The organism is Haloferax volcanii DS2 (assembly GCF_000025685.1).
GTDB classification, from domain to species: Archaea; Halobacteriota; Halobacteria; order Halobacteriales; family Haloferacaceae; genus Haloferax; species Haloferax volcanii.
Genome location: NC_013967.1, coordinates 1,307,390 through 1,333,384, shown reverse-complemented (window position 1 = coordinate 1,333,384; position 25,995 = coordinate 1,307,390). Strand labels below are relative to the sequence as shown.

Annotated in this window: 25 protein-coding genes and 1 tRNA gene; 13 read left to right on the top strand and 13 right to left on the bottom strand. The window is 68.5% G+C overall.

Going from position 1 to position 25,995, the window contains the following annotated elements; translation table 11 throughout:
- From menC to HVO_RS11740, 3 genes are all read left to right on the top strand, one after another.
- Complete coding sequence (gene menC / locus HVO_RS11750; RefSeq protein ID WP_013035449.1) at positions 1-1,059, top strand: o-succinylbenzoate synthase; 1,059 nt, start codon at positions 1-3, stop codon at positions 1,057-1,059.
- A gap of 65 nt (positions 1,060-1,124) precedes the next feature.
- The gene (locus HVO_RS11745) at positions 1,125-1,934 is read left to right on the top strand and encodes an enoyl-CoA hydratase/isomerase family protein (protein WP_004043475.1); all 810 of its coding nucleotides are present in this window, start codon (positions 1,125-1,127) and stop codon (positions 1,932-1,934) included.
- Between the two features lie 76 nt (positions 1,935-2,010).
- Complete coding sequence (locus HVO_RS11740) at positions 2,011-2,727, top strand: ThuA domain-containing protein (protein WP_004043476.1); 717 nt, start codon at positions 2,011-2,013, stop codon at positions 2,725-2,727.
- 244 nt (positions 2,728-2,971) lie between these two features.
- Here HVO_RS11740 and HVO_RS11735 read toward each other — a convergent pair whose 3' ends face one another.
- Positions 2,972-3,847 (bottom strand): glycoside hydrolase family 10 protein, encoded by an 876-nt coding sequence (locus tag HVO_RS11735; RefSeq protein ID WP_004043478.1) that lies wholly within the window; start codon positions 3,845-3,847, stop codon positions 2,972-2,974.
- Positions 3,848-4,254: 407 nt separating this feature from the next.
- Here HVO_RS11735 and HVO_RS11730 point away from each other — a divergent pair, with 407 nt between their 5' ends.
- Positions 4,255-5,775, top strand: a complete 1,521-nt coding sequence (locus HVO_RS11730) for an ATP-binding response regulator (RefSeq protein WP_049914872.1) — start codon at positions 4,255-4,257, stop codon at positions 5,773-5,775.
- A 5-nt stretch (positions 5,776-5,780) separates the two neighbouring features.
- Here HVO_RS11730 and pyrI read toward each other — a convergent pair whose 3' ends face one another.
- From pyrI to gdhB, 5 genes are all read right to left on the bottom strand, one after another.
- Entirely contained in the window at positions 5,781-6,248 is a 468-nt protein-coding gene (gene pyrI / locus HVO_RS11725) for an aspartate carbamoyltransferase regulatory subunit (RefSeq protein WP_004043480.1), read from the bottom strand.
- A complete protein-coding gene (pyrB, locus tag HVO_RS11720; RefSeq protein ID WP_004043481.1) occupies positions 6,245-7,159 on the bottom strand; it encodes an aspartate carbamoyltransferase in 915 nt (304 codons plus the stop codon). Before pyrB ends, pyrI begins: the two co-directional genes overlap by 4 nt.
- Positions 7,160-7,422: 263 nt before the next feature.
- Positions 7,423-8,676 (bottom strand): Glu/Leu/Phe/Val family dehydrogenase, encoded by a 1,254-nt coding sequence (locus HVO_RS11715; RefSeq protein ID WP_004043482.1) that lies wholly within the window; start codon positions 8,674-8,676, stop codon positions 7,423-7,425.
- A 162-nt stretch (positions 8,677-8,838) separates the two neighbouring features.
- A complete protein-coding gene (locus HVO_RS11710) occupies positions 8,839-9,678 on the bottom strand; it encodes an HpcH/HpaI aldolase/citrate lyase family protein (RefSeq protein ID WP_004043483.1) in 840 nt (279 codons plus the stop codon).
- 51 nt (positions 9,679-9,729) lie between these two features.
- Positions 9,730-11,016, bottom strand: a complete 1,287-nt coding sequence (gene gdhB / locus HVO_RS11705) for a glutamate dehydrogenase GdhB (RefSeq protein WP_004043484.1) — start codon at positions 11,014-11,016, stop codon at positions 9,730-9,732.
- 151 nt (positions 11,017-11,167) lie between these two features.
- Here gdhB and HVO_RS11700 point away from each other — a divergent pair, with 151 nt between their 5' ends.
- Together HVO_RS11700 and HVO_RS11695 are read left to right on the top strand one after the other, a co-directional pair.
- Positions 11,168-11,725 carry a MaoC family dehydratase gene (locus HVO_RS11700; RefSeq protein ID WP_342764124.1) on the top strand — a complete coding sequence of 186 codons (558 nt, stop codon included), beginning with the start codon at positions 11,168-11,170 and terminating at the stop codon, positions 11,723-11,725.
- Between the two features lie 96 nt (positions 11,726-11,821).
- Positions 11,822-12,277 (top strand): DoxX family membrane protein, encoded by a 456-nt coding sequence (locus HVO_RS11695; protein WP_004043486.1) that lies wholly within the window; start codon positions 11,822-11,824, stop codon positions 12,275-12,277.
- On the opposite strand, the gene HVO_RS11690 is transcribed toward HVO_RS11695, so the two are convergent.
- The 4 genes from HVO_RS11690 to HVO_RS11675 all read right to left on the bottom strand — a co-directional run bounded on the left by HVO_RS11690 (position 12,261) and on the right by HVO_RS11675 (position 16,873).
- Positions 12,261-12,620: a DUF5658 family protein gene (locus tag HVO_RS11690; protein WP_004043487.1), complete on the bottom strand. Its 360-nt coding sequence runs from the start codon at positions 12,618-12,620 to the stop codon at positions 12,261-12,263. The genes HVO_RS11695 and HVO_RS11690 overlap by 17 nt on opposite strands.
- A gap of 188 nt (positions 12,621-12,808) precedes the next feature.
- Complete coding sequence (locus tag HVO_RS11685; RefSeq protein ID WP_004043488.1) at positions 12,809-14,554, bottom strand: acyl-CoA carboxylase subunit beta; 1,746 nt, start codon at positions 14,552-14,554, stop codon at positions 12,809-12,811.
- A 159-nt stretch (positions 14,555-14,713) separates the two neighbouring features.
- Positions 14,714-15,607 (bottom strand): class 1 fructose-bisphosphatase, encoded by an 894-nt coding sequence (locus HVO_RS11680; protein ID WP_004043489.1) that lies wholly within the window; start codon positions 15,605-15,607, stop codon positions 14,714-14,716.
- 303 nt (positions 15,608-15,910) lie between these two features.
- The gene (locus HVO_RS11675) at positions 15,911-16,873 is read right to left on the bottom strand and encodes a helix-hairpin-helix domain-containing protein (RefSeq protein WP_004043490.1); all 963 of its coding nucleotides are present in this window, start codon (positions 16,871-16,873) and stop codon (positions 15,911-15,913) included.
- 124 nt (positions 16,874-16,997) lie between these two features.
- Between HVO_RS11675 and HVO_RS11670 the strand changes: the two genes are divergently transcribed.
- The 6 genes from HVO_RS11670 (at position 16,998) to HVO_RS11645 (ending at position 23,503) form a co-directional block, all read left to right on the top strand.
- Positions 16,998-17,858: a 3-hydroxyacyl-CoA dehydrogenase family protein gene (locus HVO_RS11670; protein WP_004043491.1), complete on the top strand. Its 861-nt coding sequence runs from the start codon at positions 16,998-17,000 to the stop codon at positions 17,856-17,858.
- A gap of 147 nt (positions 17,859-18,005) precedes the next feature.
- Positions 18,006-18,998, top strand: a complete 993-nt coding sequence (locus tag HVO_RS11665; protein WP_004043492.1) for an ABC transporter ATP-binding protein — start codon at positions 18,006-18,008, stop codon at positions 18,996-18,998.
- A complete protein-coding gene (locus HVO_RS11660; protein WP_004043493.1) occupies positions 18,995-20,866 on the top strand; it encodes an ABC transporter permease family protein in 1,872 nt (623 codons plus the stop codon). The genes HVO_RS11665 and HVO_RS11660 overlap by 4 nt, the downstream gene beginning before the upstream one ends.
- Positions 20,859-21,917, top strand: a complete 1,059-nt coding sequence (locus HVO_RS11655; protein ID WP_004043494.1) for an ABC transporter permease — start codon at positions 20,859-20,861, stop codon at positions 21,915-21,917. The genes HVO_RS11660 and HVO_RS11655 overlap by 8 nt, the downstream gene beginning before the upstream one ends.
- 95 nt (positions 21,918-22,012) lie before the next feature.
- On the top strand, positions 22,013-22,336 hold the full coding sequence (locus HVO_RS11650) for a DUF5798 family protein (protein ID WP_004043495.1): 324 nt from the start codon (positions 22,013-22,015) through the stop codon (positions 22,334-22,336).
- Positions 22,337-22,522: 186 nt separating this feature from the next.
- Complete coding sequence (locus tag HVO_RS11645; RefSeq protein ID WP_004043496.1) at positions 22,523-23,503, top strand: PLP-dependent cysteine synthase family protein; 981 nt, start codon at positions 22,523-22,525, stop codon at positions 23,501-23,503.
- Positions 23,504-23,554: 51 nt separating this feature from the next.
- Here the strand turns inward: HVO_RS11645 and HVO_RS11640 are convergent, their stop codons facing one another.
- From HVO_RS11640 to HVO_RS11630, 3 genes are all read right to left on the bottom strand, one after another.
- Positions 23,555-23,974, bottom strand: coding sequence for a CoA-binding protein (locus HVO_RS11640; protein ID WP_004043497.1), 420 nt, complete (start codon positions 23,972-23,974; stop codon positions 23,555-23,557).
- 101 nt (positions 23,975-24,075) lie between these two features.
- Positions 24,076-24,687, bottom strand: coding sequence for an RAD55 family ATPase (locus HVO_RS11635; protein WP_004043498.1), 612 nt, complete (start codon positions 24,685-24,687; stop codon positions 24,076-24,078).
- Positions 24,688-24,874: 187 nt separating this feature from the next.
- A complete protein-coding gene (locus HVO_RS11630) occupies positions 24,875-25,729 on the bottom strand; it encodes a geranylgeranylglycerol-phosphate geranylgeranyltransferase (RefSeq protein WP_004043499.1) in 855 nt (284 codons plus the stop codon).
- A gap of 94 nt (positions 25,730-25,823) precedes the next feature.
- Here HVO_RS11630 and HVO_RS11625 point away from each other — a divergent pair.
- Positions 25,824-25,898 (top strand) — tRNA-Arg (locus HVO_RS11625).
- The last annotated feature ends 97 nt before the right edge of the window (positions 25,899-25,995 follow it).

Sequence of the window (25,995 nt, the reverse complement as noted above, 5' to 3'; positions counted from 1 at the left end):
ATGCGTCTCCGCGAGTTCGCCGTCGACCTCGAAACGCCGCTTTCGACCGCCAAGGGAGACATCGAGCGCCGCGAGGGACTTCTCGTCGCGGTCGACGTTGCGGGCGAGACCGGCGTCGGCGAGGCGACCCCGCTTCCGGGCTGGACCGAGTCGCTTGAAGACTGCCGCGACGCGCTCGCCGGTCTCACGGAAGGCGATGCCGAGGGGGCTGCCGCGGGCGACCCCAAATCGGCGATCGAAGACGGGGCGCTCGCGGACGCGCCCGCCGCGAGACACGCCGTCTCGCTCGCCGTCGCTGACGCTCGCGCTCGCGCCGCCGGCCGGCCGCTCGCCGCGTCCCTAGCCACCGACCCGCACACCTCGCTTCCGGTGAACGCGACCCTCGGCGACGACGACCCCGAGGCGACCGTCGAAGCCGCCGAAACCGCCGTCGAATCGGGGTACGACTGCCTCAAACTGAAGGTCGGCGCGCGGGACCCGACCGACGACGTGGCGCGCCTCCGGGCGGTCCGCGAGGCGGTCGGCCCCGACGTGGCGCTCCGGGCCGACGCGAACGCCGCGTGGGACCGCTGGGCCGCCGACCGCTTTCTCGACTCGGTCGAGGAACTCGGCCTCGACCTCGACTACCTCGAACAGCCGCTTCCCGCCGACGAACTCGACGGGCACGCCGTCCTCCGACGGCTTCACGACACGCCCATCGCGCTCGACGAGTCGCTTTCGACGGTCGCTCCGGAGCGGGCGCTCGCCTCGAACGCGGCGGACGTGCTCGTCTGCAAGCCGATGGCGCTCGGCGGTCCGGACCGCGTCCGCGACCTCGCCGCCCGCGCCCGCGACGCCGGCGTGGCGGTCGTCGTCACGACCACCATCGACGCCGTCGTCGCCCGACTCGGCGCGCTCCACGTCGCGGCGTCGCTCCCCGGCGACCGGGCCCACGGGCTGGCGACCGCCTCGCTCCTCGACGCCGACCTCGCGGCCGACCCGGCACCCGTGCGCGAGGGCCGGATGCGCGTCCCCGAGAGTCCGGGCCTCGGAATCGACGCGGACGCGCTGTTCCGCTGAGCGCAGTGGCAATCAACTCTCCACGAGGCAAACGTTTTTCACGATTCTGCACGTCGAACCGGGAGATGACCGAGGTCGAACTCGACTCCGACGCGGTACGGCTCTCGCTCGACGACGGCGTGGCGACGGTGACGCTGGACGCCCCGGCGGTTCGGAACGCGCTGACGGTCGAGGTGACCGCGGGCGTGCGCGAGGCGCTGGACTCGCTCCCCGACGCGGCGCGCTGCGTCGTCGTCCGCGGGAGCGACGAGGCGGGCGCGTTCTGCGCCGGCGGCGACGTGAACGCCATGCGTGAGCTCCAGGCCGACGCGATGACGCTCCCCGAGGCGGTCGACCACGTCGTCCGCGACACCGCCGACTGCGTGCGCCGCGTCTACGAGTGCGACCTACCGACGGTCGCGGCCATCGACGGCCCGGCCGTGGGCGCGGGCGCTGCGCTCGCCATCGCCTGCGACCTCCAACTCCTCCGCGACGACGCCGCCGTCAGCTTCGGCTTCCGCCGGGTCGGCCTCGCGGTCGACTCGGGGGTGTCGTATCTCCTTCCCCGACTCGTCGGGCGCAACGTCGCCATGGAACTCGTCTACACCGGCGAGGAACTCGGTCCCGACCGGGCGCTGGAACTCGGCGTCGTGAACCGCGTCGCCGGCGCGGACGAGTTCGAAGCCGAACTCGCCGCCCTCGCGGAACGCATCGCCGGCGGCCCGACGAAGGCGCTCACCGCCTCCAAGCGCTTGCTCCGCCGCCCCGACGACTCCATCGAGGCGGCCATCGAACACGAGGCGTCGGCGCAGGCAGTCATATTCGAGACCGACGACCACGCCGAGGGCGTGGCGTCGTTCACGAGTCGGCGGGAACCGGAGTTCGAGGGGACGTAGCCGGGCCGTCGGGCGACCGCCACGGCCCGGCTTCCGGTTCGGTGCATACTTGTCGCCACCCGGCGACGCCGGGAGTATGGTCACCGTCACCGTCTGGAACGAGTACCGACACGAGAAGGAAGACGACGAGGTCGCCGCGGTCTACCCCGACGGCATCCACGCGACGATTGCCGAAGGACTCCGCGAGGCCGGCTACGACGTGCAGACGGCCACGCTGGACGACTCCGAACACGGGCTCACCGAGTCGGTCCTCGACGACACCGACGTGCTGGCGTGGTGGGGCCACAAGGCCCACGACGAGGTGGAGGACGCAATCGTTGACCGCGTGGTCGACCGCGTCCGCGGCGGGATGGGTCTGCTCGTGCTCCACTCGGGGCACTACTCCAAGCCGTTCAAGCGCCTGATGGGGACGACCTGCTCGCTGAAGTGGCGCGAGTCGGGCGAGAAAGAGCGCGTCTGGGTCGTCGAGCCGGGCCACCCCATCGCAGACGGGCTTCCCGAGTCGTTCGAGGTCCCCCGCGCCGAGATGTACGGCGAGCGGTTCGACATCCCCGCGCCGGACGAACTCGTCTTCACGTCGTGGTTCGAGGGCGGCGAAGTGTTCCGTTCGGGCTGTTGTTACACCCGCGGCAAGGGCCGCGTCTTCTACTTCCGGCCGGGTCACGAGACCTACCCAATCTACGAGCAGGCGGAGATTCGGACCGTCCTCGACAACGCCGTCGAGTGGGCGGCCCCCGGCGACGGTCCCGACCCGTACTTCGGCAACGCGGACCCAATCGAAGACCTCGACTGAGACGGGGGTGGACCCCCCAGCGGGACCGTCCGGAGCGCCGACTATCATAAGTGTGTGCAGTCCGGAGAACGTCCATGGCACAACCGACGAGCGGGCAGCGGCGACTCATGTTCGCGCTGTTCGCGTTCGCGACGCTCGTCTTCCTCCTCGGCATCGTCGTCATCGGCTACCTCGCCGGCGCGTTCTGAAATCGCTCGGAGGCGGCCGCCCAATCGCCCGGTCGCCGCGCCGATGAGCCCCGCGCTCAGCGGGTCGCGTCGTCGGGGTGGTAGGTCTTCCCGCGCGACCCGTCGGCGGTCATCCGCCGGAGCGTCGCGGCGGCGTTGCTCGCGTCGTAGCCGAACAGCACGTCTTTGGCGTACTCGTCCGCGACCTCGATGGCGTGAATCAGGTCGTCGACGTCAACGTTCACGGCGTACAGTTCGAGCGAGAAGTCGGCGTCGTACGGCTCCAGAAGCGAGACGAAGCCGCGGGCGATGGTTTCGAGCCAGTAGGTCGTCCCGTAGTTGGTGTCGTACAGCGGGACGACGAACTCGTCGACGTGCGCCGAAAGCGCCTCGATGTCGAGGCCGGCGCGGCGGTAGAGATGGCCCGGATAGGGGTCGGGATACAGCGTGAGATACAGGCGGCCGGGGACGCGCTCGGCGGCGTCGGCGACGAAGTCGGTGATGACGTCGGCGCGCCACTCGAACCACGCCTCTTCGTCGTCGGCGTCGCGGCCGCGGTCGGCGGCCCACGCTTCGAACTGCGAGGTACACCGCTCACAGCGGCAGTACTCGTCGCGGGGGAAGCCCACGTCGTCGAGGCGCACGTCGCCGTTGGCCGCGGCGGCGTCTTCGACGATTTCGAGCAGGCCGGCGCGGTACTTCTCGTTCGTCGGGCAGATGTACGCCCAGTCGAAGTACGTGCGGTCGCGCGTCGCCGGGTTCCCCTCGCCGTCGACGGGGACCAACTCGGGGTTCTCGTTGGCGGCGGCGTTGTCACCGAAACACGAAATCATGTTGACGGCGTTCGAAAGCGGTTCGGCCGCCCGGCCGGTGACGTCTTTGACCTCGTAGAACCCGCGGTCGAACTCCGGCCAGTCGACTTCCTCCTCGTTGCGCGTGACGACCCCGTACATGGCTTCGCCTTCGCGCGGGCGTCGGGTAAGTCGTTCGCTCTCGGGCGTGGGGCCCGCTCCAGCGCGGCCGCTGGACGGGCGGGAGTGGGGCTGACTCGGTCGGTGGCGACCGAGCGCCGAAAAGCGGTTACTCTTCGATTTCGACTTCGACGGTCTCTCCGCTGCCGGAGAACACGGTGTAGAGGACCGCGACGAGCGCCAGTACCAGGACCAGTTTGGCCTTCTTGGACATACCGAGGACTTCGACCGCACCGCACTAAGTGATTACGACACCGGGGCATTCGCGGACGCCGACGGGAAACTGGATACACGTTTCCTACTTGCGTTGATTAAGTGACAATTATCACAGAAACGTTATGGTATCAGTGACCATCCTGTCGGTCGTTCAGTTCGTCCCCTTCCGCCCGATGCAACCAGATTCCTCGATTCGCGTCCTCTCCGCCGACGGCGACCGCGCGATTTCCCGCGCCGTCCAGCGGGCGGTCTCGGAGGCCGCCGTCGATGAAGCCGCGACGCTCGACGCCGCCCGTCGCGCCCTCGACGGCGACGCGTACGACTGTCTCGTCCTCGGCGCAGGATTCTCCGACGGCGACGGCCTCTCGCTGCTCCGTGAGCTTCGCGCGACCGACGACGACCTCCCGGTGGTCGTCCTCGCGCCCGGCGACGCCGACCACGCCGTGACGGAACTGGTCGATTTGGGTATCGACGCCTACCTCGACCGTGCGGCGGTCCTGCGGAGGGCGGCGCGCGCCGACAGTGACGATAGCGACGATAGCGACGATAGCGACGACACCGACAGCGACACCCCCGCGGGCGCATCTCCTGACGACGAACTCGGGTCGCGCGTCCGGCGACTCGCCTGCGAACACCGCAAGGCGCGGGTCGCCATCGACGCGCTCGACGACGTGTTCTACGTCTACGACGGCGAGGGACACCTCGTCTCGTGGAACGAGCGGCTCTCGGAGCTCACCGGCCTAACGGACGCCGACCTCGCCGGGATGTCGGCCGACGCGTTCTTCCACGAGGCCGACCGCCCGGCGGTCAAACGCGCCGTCGAGGAGGCCATCCGAACGGGGACGACGGTCGTCGAAGCGCGGTTGCCGACCGACGACGGCATGCTGTTGTTCCAACTCACCGGCCGTCGGCTCACGAAACCGAACGGCGAGGTCGTCGGCTTCTGCGGCGTCGGGCGCGATATCACGACCCACCGACAGCACGAAGAACAGCTCGCACAGCAAAACGAGCGACTGGGCGAGTTCGCGCGAGTTCTCTCGCACGACCTGCGAAACCCGCTTTCCGTCGCAATCGGCTTTCTCGACCTCGAACGAGAGACCAACGACTCCGAACATCTCGAACGGGTCGCGACCTCGTTGACCCGCATCAGCGACATCGTCAACGACGTGTTGACCGCGGCCCGCCGCGGAACGGCGGTCGTCGAGTTCACGCCCGTCGCCGTCGAGGCGGTCGCCCGACGCGCGTGGGACACGGTCGAGACGGGCAACGCGGCACTCGTCGTCGAGTCGACCGCGACGATTCACGCCGACCCCGGTCGGCTCCAGCGACTGTTCGAGAACCTGTTTCGGAATTCCGTGGAACACGGGACCGCGGACGGCCGAGCCTCGCCGCTGGCCGTCCGCGTTACCGCGTCGCCGGCAGACGGGACGGTCGCGGTCGAAGACGACGGGACCGGCATCGACGCCGCTATCGTCACGCGGGTGTTCGAACGCGGCTTCACCACCTCGGCCGAGGGGACGGGCTTCGGCCTCGATATCGTCCGGTCGCTGGCGGAGGCCCACGGCTGGTCGGTCTCCGTCGGATCGGCGTCGACAGGCGGCGCGAGATTCGAGTTCGCGGGCGTCGAGTTCGCGGGCGAGGACCACTGCTGTCCGGCGAGCGCCGCGCGAAAAAGCGGGTCGGACGACTCCTAACGCGGTCAGTTCACGTCGAGGTTGGCCGCGACTTCGTCCTCGCGGACGATGGTCTCGCAGTAGTCGCAGCGCACGCCGTCCGAGAGGACCGTAAAGCGGGACTGTATGGGCTCGTCGGCGTTCGAGATGCAGTTTCTGTTCGGACACGAGATGATGCTCGCGACGGCGTCGGGGCGGACGACCCGGTTCTTCTCGACCACGTCGTAGTCGCGGACGATGTTGATGCTCGCGGCGGGCGCGATGAGCGACAGCACGTCCACCTCGGACTGGCTCAGTTCGCGGCCCTCGACCTTCACGATGTCCTTGCGGCCGAGGCGGTCGGAGGGGACGTTCATCCCGACCGAGACCGCCTCCCCGCTGGTGCCGTCGATGCCGAGGATGGCGAGGACGTTGAGCGCCTGCCCCGCGGCGACGTGGTCGATGACGGTGCCGTTTCGAATCTTCGAGACGCGGAGTTGGTGGTCGTCTGTCATCGGTCTTGGGAGAGGAGGATGTCCAGAAGCGCCATCCGGACCGGGATGCCGTTGTGAGCCTGTTCGAAGTACGTCGCGTGGTCGGTGTCGTCGATGTCCGGAGAAATCTCGTCCACGCGGGGGAGCGGGTGCATGATAGTGAGGTCGTCCGCCGCCGCGTCCAGCGTCTCCGAGTCGATTTGGTACTGTCCCGCGACCTTGCGGTACTCGTTTTCGTCGGGGAAGCGCTCGCGCTGGATGCGCGTCACGTAGAGCACGTCGAGTTCGGGGAGCACCTCGTCGAGTTCGGTGTGTTCTCTGACCTGCGCGCCCGAGGCGTGGAGGTCGTAGCGGACGTTTCGGGGGAGTCGCAGGCTCTCGGGGCTGATGAAGTGCTGGCTGGCGTCGAAGTTCGTCAGCGCCTCGGCCAGCGAGTGGACCGTTCGGCCGTACTTCAGGTCGCCCATGATGCCGATGGTGAGGTCGTCGAGGCCGGCGTTCTCTCGGATGGTGTAGAGGTCGAGGAGGGTCTGGCTCGGGTGCTGGCCCGCGCCGTCGCCCGCGTTGACGAGCGGCACGTCGACGAACTCGGCGGCCATCGTGGCCGCGCCCTCGCTCGGGTGGCGGAGCACGAGCGCGTCGGCGTAGCCCTCGACCACGCGGACGGTGTCGGCGAGCGTCTCGCCCTTCTTGACCGACGACGACTCGACCGGTCCCATATCGACGGTCTGGCCGCCGAGGCGTTTCATCGCGGAGTCGAAGCTCATCCGAGTTCGCGTGCTCGGCTCGAAGAAACAGAGCCCGAGAACCTTTCCGGCGTGTCGCTGCCGGAACGCGGCCGGGTCGGCGTCGATGTCGGCCGCGCGGTCGAGCACCGCCTCGATGTCCTCCCGCGAGAGGTGCGACGCGGAGATGAGGTGGTCCTGACGCATCGATGAATGACGCGACCTACACCGACTTGAATCCCCCGGCATCGGACGCTTCGAGTGATATTCACCACCATGCACAGAATTGGCAGCGTCTGCGACCGCGCCGGCGGTCGCGGCGGACACAGAAGCGGGGCGAACCGGTCGAACAACGAGGCGACGAGGCGGCAGGACGAAAACGTCGAGGCGGCAGGACGAAAACGTCGAGGCGGCAGGGCGAAACGTCGAGGCGGCAGGGCGAAACGTCGAGGCGACGACCGGCTCCGACGCTACGGCCAGTTGCCGGCTGAGTCGTAGGAGTCCACGACGCGGCGGATGGCGACGACGTAGGCCGCGGTGCGGAAGTTCGGCAGGTCGTGGCTCTCGCAGGCGTCGACGAGCTCTTCGAAGGCGTCGACGATGACGCGCTCCAGTTCGTCGTTGACGCGCTGTTCGGTCCAGTAGAACCGCTGGCGGTTCTGGACCCACTCGAAGTACGAGACGGTGACACCGCCGGCGTTGGCGAGGATGTCGGGGAAGACGTGGATCTCGCGCTCGGTGAGCACGTCGTCGGCGTCGGGCGTGAGCGGGCCGTTGGCGGCCTCGACGATGACGTCCGCCTTCACGTCGTGGGCGAGTTCGCCGTCGATGGCGTTCTCCAGCGCGGCGGGGACGAGCAGGTCCACGTCGAGGGTGAGCAGCTCTTCGTTGGTGATGGCCTCCGTGCCCTCGTAGTCCGAGACGGTGCCCGTCTCGTTTTTGAAATCCTTGACCGCGCGGGTGTCGAGGCCGTCGGGGTCGTAGATGCCGCCGGAGGAGTCGGAGACGGCGACGACCGACGCGCCGAGGTCCTCGACGAGCCTCGCGGCGATGGAGCCGGCGTTCCCGTAGCCCTGGACGGCGACGGTCGCGCCCTCGATGTCGCGGCCGAGGTAGTCGAACGCCTCGCGGGCGGTGAGCATCGTCGAGCGGCCCGTCGCCTCGACGCGGCCCTCGCTCCCGCCGTTCGAGAGCGCCTTGCCGGTGATGACGCCCGGCGCGGTGGTGTTTTCGAGGGTCTCGTAGGTGTCCTTAATCCAGTTCATCTCGCGCTGGCCGGTGTTCACGTCGGGCGCGGGGATGTCGCGGCTCTCGCCGACGAGGGGGCGAAGCTCTTTGGCGAACGACCGGGTGATGCGCTCGAGTTCGGATTCGGAGTACGCCTTGGGGTCGATGACGATACCGCCCTTGCCGCCGCCGTAGGGGATGTCGACGACGGCGCACTTGTACACCATCCAGCCCGAAAGCGCCTTCACCTCGTCTCGGCTGACGTTCGGGTGGTAGCGAATCCCGCCTTTGTACGGGCCGCGGTCGCCGTTGAACTGCGAGCGGTAGGCGCGAAACAGCTCCACGTCGCCGTCGTCCATCTCGACGGCGAGGTTCGTTTCGAGGACCCGCTCGGGGTTCTTCAGCCGCTCGATAACGTCGTCGCGCACGTCGAGGTAGGTGGCCGCGTCGTCGATTTGCTCCTGCAGACTCTCGAAGGGATTCGCCTCTTGTGCCATGCCCTAATACGGTCCGGGCATCCGGTTAAGCGTAGCGGGGATTGTAGCATACCACAGTATTGAGACACACACCCATTGCTAAAAGGTGACAGTCGTCGGGCGTCCGGCCGAGTCGGTATCGGGCCGGGCCGGTCTCGCGCCGGCGCGTCGGTCCGGGTGCGCTCAGTACGACTCGCCGGCGCGGTCGAGAATGTTCTCGGCCTGTTTGACGAGCGGGGCGTCTATCATCTCGCCGTCGACGCCGAAGACGCCCCGACCCTCCCTCGCGGCCTCGTCGCGGGCGCGGAGCACCTTCTTCGCCCACGCCACGTCCTCGTCGTCGGGGGAGAACGCCTCGTTGATGACGGGCACCTGCGCGGGGTGGATGGCGAGTTTCCCGTCGTAGCCGAGTCGCCGGCCGAACGCGGCGTCCTCGCGGAGCCCCGCCTCGTCCCGATAGTCGACGTGGAGCGTGTCGATGGCGTCGACGCCGGCGGCCGCGGCCGCGACGACGACGCGCTCGCGGGCGTACAGCACTTCGGTTCCCTCCTCGGACCGGGTCGCGCCCACGTCGGCGGCGAAGTCCTCCGCGCCGAAGACGACGGCAGCGGTGTCGGGCGCGGCCGCGACCTCGGGGGCGGCGAGGACGCCCGCCGCGCTCTCGACGATGGCGATGACGGGGCAGTCCGCGCCGACCTCGCGAGCCGCGCCGGCGACGCTCGTCACGTCGTCGGCGCTCGTCGCCTTCGGGACGACGAGCGAATCTGGCGGGTGGGCGGCGCAGACGGCGGCGATGTCGTCGCGGCCGGCGTCGCCGGGGTTGACGCGGACCGCGACCTCGGCGTCGGGGTCGAACTCGGGGTCCGAGAGGACCGAAGCGACCGCCTCCCGAGCCTCGGCTTTCCTGTCGGGCGAGACGGCGTCTTCGAGGTCGAAGACGAGCACGTCCGCGCCCGCGCCGGGGGCTTTCCGCAGTAGCTCGGGTCGGTCGCCGGGGGAGAACAGAACGCTGCGTCGGGGCATGGTGTGTGTATCGAGGGGGGCGGTGAAATATCGACTCGTCGCCGGCCCGGTTCAGGGCCAGAGGCCGCGGTGTTCGTGGGCCTCGGAGACGCGTTCGAGCGCGACCATGTAGGCGGCGTCGCGCCACGTCACGTCGTGTTCCTCGACGCGCTCGCGGACGGCGGTCCACGCGCGGAGCATCTCGGTCTCCAGTTCGTCGTGGACGCGTTCGAGCGACCACGAGCGGTGGTTGAGGTCCTGCAACCACTCGAAGTACGAGACGGTGACGCCGCCGGCGTTGGCGAGGATGTCGGGGACGACCAGAATCCCGCGCGCCTCGAAGATTTCGTCCGCGGCCGACGTGGTCGGCCCGTTCGCGCCCTCGACGACGAGGTCAGCCCGCACGTCGTCGGCGTTCTCGGCGGTCAGGACGTTGCCGACGGCGGCCGGGATGAGCACGTCCACGTCGAGTTCGAGCAGTTCCTCGTTCGAGAGCTTCCGCGGCGCGTCGTACTTCATGACAGCTTCCGGTTCCTCCTCGTGGGTCGGCACGTCGTGCGTGTCGAGGCCGTCGGGGTCGTAGATGGCCCCGTTCACGTCGGAGACGGCGACGACCGTCGCGCCCTCGTCGTCGAGGAGTCGCGCGGCGGGCGCGCCGACCGAGCCGAACCCCTGTACCGCGACGGTGGTGTCTTCGATGTCCCAGCCGAGGTCATCGATGGTCTCGCGGGCGATGATGGCGACGGAGCGGCCGGGCGCGGTGTCGCGGCCCTCGCTCCCGCCGACGACCGGGGGTTTGCCCGTCACGACGCCCGCCTTCGTCTCGCCTTCTTGCATCGAGTAGGCGTCCATGAACCACGCCATCGTCTGGGCGTCGGTGCCCATGTCGGGCGCGGGGATGTCTTTCGTTGGACCGATGAAGGGGCGAAGTTCCTCTGCGAACCGGCGGGTGAGCCGCTCTTTCTCGTCGGTCGAGAGGTCCTTGGGGTCGACGACGACGCCGCCTTTGCCGCCGCCGAACGGGAGGTCCATCACGGCGCACTTCCACGTCATCCACATCGAAAGGCCGATGCACTCGGCTTCGGTCACGTCGGGATGGAACCGGAGGCCGCCCTTGTAGGGGCCGCGGACGCTGTCGTGTTGGGCGCGGTAGCCGGTGTAGACCGCGGTCGAACCGTCGTCGCGTTCGAGGGGGACCGAGACGCGGTGGACCTGATTCGGGTGTCGGAGCCGCTCGATGACGCCGGGGTCGACGTCGAGGTGCGCCGCCGCGCGTTCGAGCTGTCGGCGGGCCGTCTCGAGGGCTGTCTCTTCGGTCGGTTCGTCGTCCGTCGCGGTGGATGGTGCTGCGGATGCCATGATTGGTCGTGCCGGCCGAGCGCCGGCTGAGCCGAGGGACAGACGCGCCGTCCCGCGCCCGCAGTGACGGCCGAATCACCGACCGAACGGCCGACCGAATCGGCCGTCATCGGGCGCTTTCGAAATCCTCTATTGTGGATAATTATAATGGTTGTTATCTGGTTTCGTTCGGGGCAATAGTTGTCACACGAGGCGGTCGACCGGCACGGTTTTATCACGGTCTGTCACACGCACCAGTATGACCGCTCTGTACTACGAGGAGTTCGAGGTCGGCCGGACCATCGAACACGAGAAGCGCCGCACCGTCTCGGAGTCGGACAACCAGCGCTTCTGCGACATGACGATGAACCAGCAGCCGCTCCACCTCGACGCCGAGTTCGCGGCCGACTCGCAGTTCGGCGAGCGACTGGTCAACGGCCTCTACACGATGAGCCTCGCGGTCGGTCTCTCGGTTCCCGACACGACAGACGGGACCATCGTGGCGAACCTCAGCTACGACGACGTGTCCCACCCGAACCCGGTGTTCCACGGCGACACGCTCCGCGCGCAGACGACCGTCCTCGACAAGCGTGAGACCTCCGACGGCGAGCGCGGCGTGGTGACGATGAAAGTCGAGGCGTTCAATCAGGACGACGACCTCGTCTGCGAGTTCGAGCGGACAGCGCTGTCGCTGAAACGCGAGTTCGCCGCCGACGCGGACGACGCCTGAGCTGGGCCGGGTCGGGTTGGGCCGAGCCACGGCGCGTCGCCCCGCGTCTCCGTAACCCACCCGCACCGTTTTCTCCCCGGCGTCGCTAGCCGGGACATGGCTTTCGACGGCCTCTCCGCGCGCGCCACGTCAGTCGCCGACTGGGCCGCCTCGGTCGCCGCCCGGGCCCCCGAACCGACGACCGTCGCCCGGGTCGGCCTCGGCGCGATGGTGTTCGCCGCGGGCGTCCACAAGCTTCTGGACCCGCTTTCGTGGTCGGCGTACGTCGTCCCGTGGCTCGCGCCCGTTCTCGTCGTCTCGCCGGTGACGTTCGTGCTCGCAAACGGCGTTCTCGAAGTCGGCTTCGGCGCGGCCATCGTCGCGGACCGCTACACCGCCCCCGCGAGCGCCGTCGCTGCCGTCTCGCTGTCGACGACGTGTCTCTACCTCGCGGTCGTGTTCGTCGTCGAAGGCGGCCTGTTTGGTGACGTGCTCGCCCGCGACATCGGACTTGCGGGGCTCGCGTGGGCCGTGCTTATCGACTCGCTCCGGCGGCCTACCCGAACACCGTAACGAGGATGAGTTGCGTGTTCATCAGCCCGGCGACGCCCCACGGGACGGCCACGCCGATGGGAATCGCCCCGCGGTAGCGACTCGGGAGGACGCGCCACGCGACGACCGCGACCGCGAGGACGACGAGTTTCAGCGAGATGAGCGCGCCCACCGGCCCGAACGCGGGGATGAGCGCGAGGACCACGGGGTTGAGCTCGGCCAGCCCCCGGCCGAGCCCGTAGAGCGTCGTCAGCACGTCGAGGACGAACGCCAGCATCGTCACGGTCCAGAGGACGTGCTCGTCGCTCACCGCGTGTGCGAGTGCCGCGCGGGACGTCTCGGGAAGGGGGAGTTCGTGGCTCATGGCGGGCTATCGGCAAGCGACGATTCCCGATGTCGCGGCGAGACGGGTCGAGACGCGATGGGCGGAACGGGCGGGAGTCGGCCGACGATGAGGTCCGTACCACCCCCGCCGTCCTCAGTACGAACCGCTTAGGTCAGTTACCGTGAGATTACCCGCCGGAAAAACGGAGCATTAACCGCCGACTCGGCTCAGATGACGGTCCCGTGCTTCTTGTCCGGGAGCGACTTCTCCACGTCGGCGTAGAACTCGAAGCGGGCCGCAAGCTCGTCGCGGAGGGTCGACGGCGGGACGATTTCGTCGATGACCACCTCGCTCGCCATCCGGTGGGCGTCGATGTCCTCGCGGTACTCCTCGCGAAGTTCGTCTTCCATCCGCGCCCGCTCTTCGGGGTCGTCGACGTCGGCGAGCTTGTTCGCGTACACCGCGTTGATGGCGGCTTCGGGGCCCATGATACCGATTTCGCCCGAGGGGAGCGCGATGACGCTCTCGGGGTCGTAGGCGGGGCCGCCCATGGCGTAGATGCCCGCGCCGTAGGCCTTCCGCACGATGACGGTCTGCTTGGGCACCGTCGCCGACGACGTGGCGTAGATGAACTTCTTGCCCTTCTCCAGGATGGCGTCCTTTTCGACCTGCGACCCGGCCATGAAGCCGGGCGTGTCACAGAGGTAGAGGAGCGGAATCTCGTAGGCGTCGCAGGTCCAGATGAACTCCGCGGCCTTCTCGGCGGCGTCGGGGAAGATGGCTCCCGACCGCTCGGTGGGCTGGTTGGCGACGATGCCGACCGGCCGACCGTCGATGCGGGCGAACGCGGTGACGATTTCCTTCCCGTAGTCGGGCTTCAGTTCGAACACCGATTCGGCGTCGACGACGCGCTCGATGAGGTCGTGGGCGTCGTAGGGGCGGTTCGGTGACTCGGGGATGAGTTCGTCGATGCCGTCGGGGGAGTACCGCGGCGGTTTCGACTCGGCGCGCGGCGGCTTCTCGCCGGCCTTGTCGGGGAGGTAGGTGACGAGTTGCGAGACGAGTTCGCGGGCGTGCGCCTCGTCGCGGGCGACGAGGTCGGCGCTCCCGGACTCCTCGGTGTGCATCCGCGCGCCGCCGAGGTCCTGCATGGAAATCTCCTCGCCGGTGACCATCTTCACCATGCGCGGCGAGGCGATGGCCATCGCGGACATCCCCTCGACCATGACCGTGAAGTCGGCGAAGACGGGCGTGTAGGCCGCGCCGGCGATACACGGCCCGTAGAGGACGCAAATCTGCGGGACGTACCCCGAGAGCATCGAGTGGTTGTAGTAATATTTCCCGATGCCCTCGCGGTTGGCGAAGAAGCCGGTCTGCTGGTCGATGCGGCCGCCCGAGGAGTCCATCAGGTAGAGCACCGGCTTGCCGGTCTTGAGGGCGCGCTGCTGCATGCGGAGGAACTTCTCGACGCCGCGGCGGGCCATCGACCCGGCCTTGACGGTGAAGTCGTTGGCCATGACGTGGAGGTCGCGGCCCTCGAACTCGGCGGCTCCCGTGAGGAGGCCGTCGCCCGGCAGGCGAGTGTTCGGGTCCGCCTCGTCGACCTCGGGGGAGTTCTCGTGCCACGAGTCGAAGTTGGCGAACTTGCCGTCTTCGAACGCCAGTCCGTCGGGGAACCAGAGTTCGAGACGGTCGCGGACGAACAGCTTTCCCGACTCCGGCAGGCGCTGTTTGTACTTCTCGGGGCCGCCGCCGAGGATGTCCGCGATTTCCTCGCGGAGTTGCTCCTCGCGCTCGGTGGGACCCATGTCGTCGTCCAGCGGGAAGGTGTCCGCGGGCGGTTCGGCGTCCGCGACGGCCTCCTCGCCGTCGCCGACGAAGACGTTCACGTCCGTCCCGAGGTGTCGCGCCAGCGCGTTGGCGATGGCCTCGGCCTCGTCGCCGGTCGCGCCGTCACCGATTCTGACCTTCATACTCGGTGATGCACCACCGTATTCAAAATGGTTTTCCATGCACGATTTGCCGGTCGGTCGAACGGGGGCGGCGGCAGTCCGGCCGTCGTCCGTTTGGAGACCGGTCGCTATCGACTGCGGAGTTCGGAGAAAACGAGGTGCCCGGTCGGTTCGGTTCGCTCAGTCCAGCGCGGCTTCGAGTTTCGCCACGAGTTCGGTGTTGCCGACGTACATCGGGGTCCGCGCGTGGAGTCCGTCCTTGTCCACGTCGAGGAGCGACTTCGTGCCGTCGGAGGTCGCGCCGCCGGCCGTCTCGATGACGTAGCCGATGGGGTAGCCCTCGAACTGGACGCGGAGTTTGCCCTCGGGCGCGGACTCCAGCGTCGGATACGCGAAGATGCCGCCGTAGGTGAGAATCTGGTTCACGTCGCCGATCATCGAGCCGCCGTAGCGGAGCTTGCGCGAGGCGTCCTGTTCGACCTCGCGGGCGAACGCCTCGAAGTCGTCGGTCCAGTCGGGGACGCGGCCGCCGAAGCCGTACACCGACCCCTCGTCGGGGAGCGAAACGTCCTCGCGGACGAGTTCGTGGCTCGCGTCGTCGTGGAGGACGTACTCGTCGACGGTGCCGTTGCGGGCGACAATCATCGTCATGACGGGGCCGTAGAGGACGTAGCCGGCGGCGACGAGGTCGCGCCCGTGGGCCGGTAGCGGGCCATCGTACACCGCGAAGATGGTCCCCATCGTGTTGTTCGGCTTCAGGTTCGACGAGCCGTCGAGCGGGTCGACAGCGACCGACAGCCGGCCGGTGCCCACGTCCACGGACTCGGGGCGCTCCTCGCTGGCGTACTCGCCGACGCCGTCGAGCGCGCCGATGCGCTCGCAGAGGAGGTCGTCGGCGAACACGTCGGCGGCCATCTGCGTCTCGCCGCTCGGGTTCTCGTCTTCGGCGGTGACACGGCGACCGGGGAGGCCGGTCCGAATCTCGGGCGCGGTGCTCGCGATGATGTCGACCACGCCGTCGATGGTCCGCACGGCGCGGGCGGTGTCGGCGGTGTTGACGTCGGTCGTCGCCATCAGGCCCATCCCTCCGGGCGTCGGCGGGTCGTCGGCGAGTCGTCGGCGAGTCGAGCGCTGACCCCGAGCGTCGTCGGGGTGGGAGATACCGTCTGCGGGGAGTCGACGGCCGTGTCGGAACCGGGCATCATCTGATTCAAAATGGTGTAACTACCTATATAAAAACTGCGTCTAGAGTGGTTTAGGATATATTGCTGAATTCGAGCGTTATGAGGGTCGTAACAAAATATTACGGAAAACACGGTTCGAATAGAAATTACTACTCAGATAGTAAAAAATCGGACGGCAGTCAGAACCGGCGGTTTACTCCATGGCGTCGCGCGCCTGCCCCTTCCACGCGCTGACGACGGTCGGGTCGATTTGGAGGGCGTCGGCGACGTGTTCCGGGTCGGCGGTGGCGAGTCGCCTGACCGAGCGGACGCCCGCCTCGGCGAGCAGTTCGGCGTCGGCCTCGTCGACCCCGGCGAGCGTCGTAAGCGGTTCGGGCTTCGACCGCTCGCGCCACGCTTCTTCGGCCGCGAGCGCGTCTCCCGAACCGTCGGTCGACGCGTCGGTCGCCCCCCGCCCGGTCGGCGTCCAATCGCCCGACTCCGTGGGCTCCGAGGGGGCGTCCGCTTCGCTCTCCGGTCTCGTAGTCGTCCCCGACCCCGACGGAGTCCAGTCTCCGTCTCGCGCCGGGCCGCTCGTCTCCGTCGCCCCGCCCCGGCCGTCCGGGATCCAATCGCCGGTGTTGCTGTTTCTGTCGCCGTCGCTGTCGTCGCTGTCGTCGCTGTCGCCGGTGTCGGCATCGTCACTCGCGTCCCAGTCGCCCGAACTCGCGGCGACCCACGCGCGCTCGTCGTCGCCCAGTCCGCGGACCTGCGAGGAGCGGCGGTCGAGGTCGTCGCCGGAGTTGAACGACCACGAAAGCGAGTGCCAGCGCCGAATCTTCGCCGCGACGCCGGGGTTCGTCCCGGCGGCGACGAGGTCCCGGTAACACACCTCGCCGTCGACGATAGCGGCCGCGTCGATGTTCGCCTCGGCGAGACTGTCGGCGGTCGCCGGGCCGACGTATTTCAAGGCCTCTAACTCGGTCGGGACGCCGTCGCTCGCGCGGTCGCCCCGCGGTCTGAGCAGGTGGGTCAGCGCCTCAGCAGGGTTTTTCGGTCCCTCGTCCGGCCCGTTCCCCCGCTTTGCGCCCTCGGCGTCGCTCGGGCGCGCGTCCGAGACGGCTTCCCCTCCGCCCCCGCCCGCGTCGTCTTCGTCGTATCTGCCGGCGTCGTTCACCCCAGTCACCGTTGCATATCCCCATTCTTGCCCCCGACTTGAGTCTTCCCGTGGTAGTCACGAGTCTGTCACTATTCCGAACGCATCGGCAAGTTTTACCACCCTCCCTCGCGCAGACCCCGATATGTACGATACCGAAGATATCGACACGGTGGGCGTCGTCGGCGCGGGAACGATGGGCAACGGCATCGCGCAGGTGGCCGCGATGGCCGGCTATGACGTGGTCATGCGCGACCTCGAACCCGAGTACGTCGAGCGCGGCCTGTCGGCCATCGACGACAGCCTCTCGCGGTTCGTCTCGAAGGAGAAACTGACCGGGGACGAGGCCGACGCCGCGAAGGCGCGCGTCGCGGGGACGACCGAGCTCGCGGACCTCGGGGACTGCGACCTCGTGGTCGAGGCGGCCGTCGAGAACATGGACGTGAAACGCGACATCTTTGCCGACCTCGACGACATCGTCCCGGAGGGCGTCGTGCTGGCGACGAACACCAGCACGCTCTCAATCACGACCATCGCGGCCGCGACCGAGCGCCCCGAACTCGTCGTGGGCCTCCACTTCATGAACCCCGTGCCGATTATGAAGGGCGTCGAGGTCGTCCGCGGCGAGAAGACCGACGACGACGTCGTCGCGTTCGCCCACGACTTTTCGGAGGCCCTCGGCAAGGAGACGTGGGAGTCCGACGACAAGCCCGGCTTCGTCACCAACCGCATCCTCATGCCGTGGCTCAACGAGGGCATCCGCGCCTACGACGAGGGCGTCGCCTCGAAGGAGGACATCGACCGCGGCATGACCCTCGGCACGAACGTCCCGATGGGGCCGCTCACCCTCGCGGACCACATCGGCCTCGACATCTGTCTGGACGCCTCCGAGACGCTGTTCGAGGAGCTCGGTGACCGCTACAAACCGGCGTACCTGCTCAAGCGCAAGGTCGCGGCGGGCGACCTCGGCAAGAAGACGGGCAAGGGCTTCTACGAGTACGACTAAGTAGACGAGCGTCGGTTCTCGGCGGCGCGGGCATTCGTTCACTCCCGGCCGCGGGGCGGTGAAACTGTTGCCCCGCGAAGGGGAAGACTATCAATCCTGAAACCCTGCGCGAACGCTTTTTATGCCGTCCCGCGTGAAACTCTCTCAATGATTACGGTCGAGAACCTGCGGAAGACCTACGGCGACTTCCCCGCCGTCGTGGGAAGCGACTTCTCGGTCGAGTCGGGCGAGGTGTTCGGCATCGTCGGCCCCAACGGCGCGGGGAAGACGACGACGCTGAAGATGCTCGCCGGACTCGTCGAACCGACCGGCGGGTCGGCATCGGTGCTCGGATACGACCCCGAGGAGCCGGCGATGCGGCGCAAACTCGGCTTTCTCCCCGAGGAGTCGCCGCTGTACGAGGACATGACCGCGCGGTCGTATCTCCGATTCTTCGCCGACCTCTACGACGTGCCCCGCGACGTGGCCGACGAGCGCACCGGCGCGGTGCTCGACCGCCTCGGCCTCGAATACCGCGACCGCCGACTCGGGGACATGTCGAAGGGGATGAAGCGCAAGGTCGCCATCGCCCGGTCGCTCGTCAACGACCCCGACCTGCTCATCTACGACGAACCGGCCAGCGGCCTCGACCCGCTGACGACGAACGTCGTCTTGGAGTTCGTCCGCGAACTCCGCGACGAGGACAAGACCGTCGTCTTCAGCGCGCACAACCTCTTTCACGTCGAGTCCATCTGCGACCGCGTGGTCATCATGAACCGCGGGGAAATCATCGCCCGCGGGACGGTCCCCGAGATTCGCGCGGAACACGGCGAGACGACCTACCGCGTGTTCACGACCGTCCCGCTCGCGGAGACCCTGCCCGACGACGACGAAATCGACGGTGAGGAGCGCCACGTCGCCGTCGTCGACGAGATGTCGGCCGTCGAGTCGCTCCGCGAGCGCGCCGAGGCCGCCGGCGGCCGCGTCGCCGACATCCGAACCGACGAGGCATCGCTGGAGGACATCTTCCTCCGCCTCGCCCGCGAGGCACCGACGACAAGCGAAGCCGAGGGCGGCCGCGGGCAGGCCGCTGACGGCGAGCGCGAGTACGCCGACGACGAGCGCGAACAGCGCGTCGCCGGAGGTCGCGGGCAGTCGTGACCGACCTCCGAACCCGACTCGTCGAGCACGCCCGGACTATCCTCCGCATCGCCCGCTGGGAGGTGTCGCGCTCGGCGGGGACGCTCGACCGCCGGACCGCCGTCATCGGTCTCGTCGCCGTCCTCGTCGCCGGCGGCATCGCGGCCGGGGCGGCGGGCGGCGGGGTCGCGCTCGACCGCGACCTCTACCGCGTCGGCATCGCCGGCGACAGCCCCTACTACGACGCCGTGGACCAGTCATCCACGCTCGACCCGCGGCCCGTCTCGGACCCGAACGTCGAACTCGTCGTCAGCGAGACGCACGTCTCGGTCGTCGACACGCAGACCGGCCGGGCCGCCTACGCCGCGTTCCGCGACGCGGTCCGGTCGTACAACGAACGACAGATGGCCCGCGAGGAGAACCGGTCGGCCGCGTTCCCGGTCGTCGTGGACCTCCAGTACCGCGAGCGCGACGCGCTCGTCCCGGCCGGAAGCCGCGTCGACGGCGGCGCGGGCGGGGGTGGTGGCGGAGCCGGAGCCGGTGACGGCGGCGGAGCCGACGCCGGAACCGGAGCCGAGAGCGGCGCGTCCGGTGCCGGTGACGGTGCGGGCGGGACAGCCGGCGGCGACCCTGACGCGTCCGACGCCGCGGCGGCCGACGACGGCAGCGTCGACGCCCCGTCGCTCGGCGGGATGGCGGGCCTCTTCGGCGGCGACAGCAGCGGGTCGCCGGCGAGCATCAGCCCGCCGTTCCCGTTCGCCTCGCTCGTCCTCGCCTTCGCCTTCCTCGTGCCGATGAACTTCGTGATTCAGGCCTACGGGTCGAGCGTCCTCAACGAGCGCATCAACCGCCGCGGCGAACTGCTCCTCGTCGCGCCCATCTCGCCTGGCGACATCGTCGCCGGCAAGACGCTCCCGTACCTGCTCGGGACGGTCGGCATCACCGTCGCCATCGCGGCGGCGGTCGGCGGCGGCGTCGTCTCGGTGGCCGCGGTCGTCCCCGTCGGCCTCCTGTTCCTCGCCTCGACGTTCGTCGGCGCGATGTTCGCCCGCTCGTTCAAGGAACTCACGTTCGTCACGGTGACGGTGTCGGTGTTCCTGACGACGTACACGTTCGTCCCGGCCATCTTCACGAACGTCACGCCCATCGCGCTCATCTCGCCGCTGACGCTCGTCGTGCGCGACCTCGCGGGCGAGTCGATTCCGCTCGGCGAGTTCCTGTTTTCCGTCGGGCCGATTCTCCTCGCCGCGGCCGTGTTGTTCCTCCTCGGCGTCGGCGTCTACCGCGAGGAGGACATGTTCACCCAGCGACCGGTCCCGCTGAAGTTCCTCGACGCGCTCGACAGTCGCATCTCGCGGGCGCGCTCGGTTGCGACCCTGTCGGCGCTGTCGATTCCGTTCGTCTTCATCGCGGAACTGCTGGCCATCGCCGTGCTGTTCGTCCTCCCGGTAGACCTGACCGTCCCGATGGTGCTCGTCGCGGTCGCGGTCATCGAGGAGTTGGCAAAGAGCCTCCACGTCCTCGCCGCCTTCGAGAAGGCGCGCTTTTCGCGGACGCTCCGGTCGTCGCTCGTCCTTGGCGGGCTCTCCGGCCTCGGCTTCTTCGTCGGCGAGAAGTTCACCGCCATCGCTCAACTCGCCGGGTTGCAGTCGCTCACGCTCGGCCAGACCGCCTTCGCGCCCTCCGGCGTCGGCATCGCCGGCGGCACCGGCGTGAGCGCCCTCGTCGTCCTCGGGCTGTTCCTCGCGCCGCTCGTGCTCCACGCGGTGACCGCCAGCGTGACCGCCCTCGGGGCGAGTCGGGGGCGCTCGGCCTACGGCGTCGCGCTCGTGGGTGCAATCGCCATTCACCTCGGCTACAACCTTCAGGTGGTGAACGCCCTTGGGTAGCCCGCGACTCGCCATCGCCCGGCGCGAACTCGGCAGTCTCCGTAAGGAAAAAACCATCGTGCTGGCGCTGGCTATCCAGCTGTTCGTCGCGGTGTTCTCGTCGTTCCTCGTCGTCGGCCTCGTCTCGCTGTACGACCCCGGCGCGGCGAGCTATCAGGTGGACGTGGCCGTCGCGGGCGACGAGGAGGCCGTCGAGGACCTGCTTCGCGCCGTCGGGACCGAAGACGGGCTCAGCGGGCGACCGTACGCCTCCACGCCGGCCGCGATGACGGCGTTCCACGAGCGGGAGGTCGATGCCGTCTTAGAGGCGTCCACGGGAGAGGACGGCAGGATACGGGTCGCGGCGGTCGCGCCCGATACGGGCGTGGAGACGACGGCGGTCGTCACCCGCCTCCGCGACGCGCTCCGCGAACTGGAGCGCACCGAGCGCGCGGAACGGCGCGCGTTCCTCGAAACGGACCCGCTTTCCCTCCCGCCGGCGGCGGAGTCGAGCCCGTACTTCGGCTTCACCTACACCGTGCTCGTCCCGCTGTTGTTGTTCCTGCCCGTGTTCATCTCGGGGTCGCTGGTGGTCGACTCGCTCACGGAGGAGGTCGCCCGCGGGACGCTCGAACTCCTCCGAGTCGCGCCCGTGAGCTTCGCGGCCGTCGTGGACGGGAAGCTCCTCGCGGCCGGCGGACTGGCTCCGGTGCAGGCCGTCGCGTGGATGCTGCTCCTCCACCTGAACGGGACGGCCATCGAGAGCGTGCCCTGGCTGTTCGGCATGGTCGCCGGGCTCTCGGCCGTCGTCGTCACCCTCGGCGCGGCGGTGGCGATTACGTCGCCCGACCGCCGGGTCGCACAGCTCCTGTACTCCATCGGCGTGCTCCTCGTCTTCGCGGGCACGTCGTTGCTGCCGCTGAACCCCGCGAACACGGCCGCGCGACTGGCGCTCGGGACCGCGGGCGTCGGCGCGAGAGCCGCCGTCGCGGGGCTCGTCTTCGTCGGCGTCGTCGCGCTCGTCGGCCTCCGGGTCGTCGTCGACCGGGTGGACCCGAACGAACTCGGCTGAGACCCGGTGTCTCCACCCGCTCTCGGTGTTCGTGGCCGGTTTTCTCGCGACACCGCACCGGAAGTCGTACATGCCCCGAGTCCGAGAGGCGACACATGGCACTCGGAGGCACCGCGAAGAAGCTCCAGAAGGTCGCAGAGATGGCCGAAGACGTGTACAAGAAGCTCAACGAACTGCGCGAGCAGGTCGTCGAGGTCCGCGAGACGGTCAACGAGACGAAGTCGCGCGTCGACCGGCTCGAAGCCGAAAACGCCGAACAGCGGGCGATTCTCGAAGCCATCGCGGAGGAACAGGGCGTCGACCTCGACGCCGCCATCGCGCAGGCGCACATCTCCGAGGCCGAGGACGACGCGGCCGGCGACGAGACCGCCGACGCCGATGCCGACGCGTCGAGTGACGCCACCACCGACGACGCGTAAGCACGCCGACTCTCCGACGCTCCCCGTTTTCTGTCGGTTTCGCACCCAGCCCTAGCCTCGTCTCGGAGTCCCCGAGAGACGACTGTGCTCGACCGACTCGGCTCGACCCACCCACGCACCGACCTCCGACGAAGGGGGGACAACGGGATGAAAACGTTCAGGGTCAGGGGCAACTTTTGCCCGCGTATGACCACGCACCGCGAACCCTTCGACTCGGTGCTCGACACCGTCGGGGAGACGCCGCTCGTCAGGGTCCACGCGTCGCCCGACGAAGTGCCCGTCTACGCGAAGCTCGAATCGTTCAATCCGGGCGCGAGCGTCAAAGACCGCATCGGGAAGTACATGCTCGAACGGATGCTCGAATCCGGCGAACTCCCCGAGGGCGGCACCATCGTCGAGCCGACCGCCGGCAACACCGGCATCGGCTTCGCCGTCGCGGCCGGACAGCTCGGCATCCGCGCGGTGTTCGTCGTCCCCGAGCGGTTCAGCGTCGAAAAACAGACGCTCATGCGCGCGCTCGGAGCCGACGTGGTGAACACGCCCACCGAAGACGGGATGGGCGGCGCTATCGACCGCGCCCACAAGCTCGCCGACGAACTCGACGACGCCGTCGTCCCCCAGCAGTTCTCCAACCCGCTCAACCCCGAGGCGCACTACGAGACGACCGCGCCCGAGGTGTACGACGCGCTCGACGGCGAGGTCGGCGCGCTCGTCGCCGGCTGCGGTACCGCGGGCACGCTGATGGGGATGGCGCGCTACGGCCGCGAGCGCAACGAAGACACGTTCGTCACCGCCGTCGAACCCGAGGGGTCGCTCTACGCCCGGCTCCACGGCCGCGACGTGGCGGAGGCGTCGTACAAGACCGAGGGCATCGGCACGCACGACCCCGCGACGAACGAGCTGTTCGACCCCGAGTTGGTGGACGAACTCGTCCAAATCGCCGACCGCGACACTCACGGCGAGATGCAGCGCCTCGCCGCCGAGGAAGGCCACCTCGTCGCGTCGAGCGCCGCCGCCAACTCGCTGGCCGCCATCGACGTGGCCGAGCGCGCCGCCGCCGGCGACCTCGACCTCCCGCACGACGCCGTGGTCACGGTCTTCCCCGACTCCTCGGAGCGATATCTCTCGAAGGGCGTCTACGGCGACTTCGAGTCGTGGGAAGGGTAGAACAGGCCGGCCAGAAGCTGACTCCGGTCGAATCGCCGGTTCAGCGGGCGCTCAGGCGAGCCGCGAGTGCTCGACCTTGAAGCACTTGTCCTGAACGAACGAGAGTCCAGCTTCCTCGGCGCGGGCGGCCGCGTCGTCGTCGCGGATGCCGAGTTGGAGCCAGACCGCCTCCACGTCGCCGCGGTCGGCGGCGCGCTCGATTGCGGCGTCGACGATGTCGCCCGCCTCCTCGGACGGTCGGAACACGTCCACGAGGTCGACGTCTTCGTCCACGTCGGCCAGCGAGTCGTACGCCGTCTCGCCGAGGATTTCGTCGTGGAAGGGGTTGACCGGGACGACGCGGTAGCCGTGGCGCTGCATGTACGCCGGGATGTCGTGGGCGGGCTTGCCGGCCGTGGCCGAACAGCCGACGACCGCGATGGTCTCGGCGTCGAACAGCGCGCGGATGTCGTCGTCGCTGGTGATGGGCATACCTACGACGTGGCCGTCTGCGGATAAAAACGTCAGGCGGCTGTGCGGCGCGGCCGCCGTCCCAGTCCCCAGTCCCCAGTCCGGCGCGCGCGCCGAACCGGCTAGTGGTCCGCGATGCGGATGTCCGGCGGCGCGTCCTCGTGGGTCGTGATGATGCCGTCGAACAACTGTTTGATGGTGTTCATCGTCCGGTCGTCGTGAGCGTCGGCGTCGATGGTGAACACGCCGAGGCCGCCCACGCTCTGGATGCGGCCGGTGAACACGTGCAGAAACCGAAAGACGGTCTGGAGGTCGGCGTACATCAGCAGCGTCGAAAGCGAGTGGAGCATGATGCGGTTCTCCGGCAGCCCGCGGTCCTGGTAGTACTCCTGGAGGATCTCCGAGAGCTTGATTCCGATTCCGGTCATGTCGACCGGCGACGACGTGTACCGGATTCGGTCGTCGTCGCGGACCTCGCCGACGCCCTGCTGTTTCGTGACGCAGTCGACGACCGCGACGGGCTTGCCCTCGTAGTCGAGTCGCTTGCCGAAGTCGTTGAGGATGCGGTCCGCGCCGTCTTTGGTCGTGACGATGACCGCCCCTTCACCGCTCCGGGTCCCCTCCGCGAGGATGTCGAGCGCCAGCGAACGCTTGCCGGTCAACGCCGGTCCGACGAGGAGGAGGTTCGTGCCCGGTTCGACCTCGACGTCGAGATCAGCGCCCAGATTATACATACAGGTACCTCGACTCGATGTCGTCGACTCCGAGGAACGCGCTCGCGTGACGCTTCCGCTCGCCGGGGGTCATCGGATAGTACGATGATACAGTGAGCCGGTAATATCCTTTTTGATTGGAGGATCGAACAGTTCCGGCTCGTCGGGACGTTCTCCGGGAACTTGCCGATTGTCCGTCCAGGATCACTTATAAGAGACTTCCCGCTGGCGCCGTCGCCCGTCCGAGGATGAACGCGAACGCCGCCAAGAACATCCCGTGTTTGAGTCGGCGCTGGGCCGCGGCCGGATTACCGAACGACTGCGCGGTGGCGGCGAGCATGAGCGCGTCGGCGGGGACGACCACGCCGAGATACGCCAGTCCGAACTCCCCCCGGACGAACGGCACCGCGCTCGCGCCGACGGCGACCACGAGGACGACCGCGCCGAGCCACAGCGACGCCGCCTCGCCGACGACGATGGGGAGTGTCCGAAGCCCCTCTTCTCTGTCGCCGCCGATGTCCTCGACGTCTTTGACGATTTCGCGGGTCAGCGTCGCCAGCGCGGCGAGCACACAGAGGACGGCCGCGCCCAACGGTTCGCCGATGGCCGCGCCGCCGAACAGGAACGTCGAGCCGGTGAGCGCGGCGACGACGACGTTGCCGACGCCCGGGAGACCCTTGAAGAACTCCGTGTACGCGAGGAGCGCGACGAGGTTGACCACGGCGATGGCGATGGCGACGACCGGGAGGACGAGCGCCGAGACGACCGCGCCGCCGAACAGCGCGACGCTGAACCACTTGGCCTCGGGCGCGGTCACCGCGCCGCGGGGAATCGGACGGTCCGGGCGATTGATGCGGTCGATATCGCGGTCGAAGTAGTCGTTGATGGCGTTGCCCGCGCCCGTGGCGAACACGGTGGCGAGCATCGCCGCGACGACGACGAGCGCGTCGCTCGGGGCCGCCCCGGCGACGAACGCCCCGGTGAACGTGAGGACGCCGGCAGCGACGGCGTTTCCCGGTCGGGTGAGTTCGACGAACCCGCGCGCTCGCGTACCGAGAGACATACCCCGTACTGTTCGGAGACCGCGTATAAATCGCGCGGAGTCGCCGCCTCGAATCAATCCATTTAAAGCAATCCACGACAGACGAAGTCATGTAGGGCGCTTAGCTCAGTCTGGACAGAGTGCTTGGCTTCGGACCAAGTTGCCACGGGTTCAAATCCTGTAGCGCCCATCCAAAATTTAGGTCCTTCGGGGCCAGAATTAAAAAGCCGAGAGATGGCTCTACGCCGTCGATATCGGCCAAATCGGCGCTTTCTCAAAATCACCGA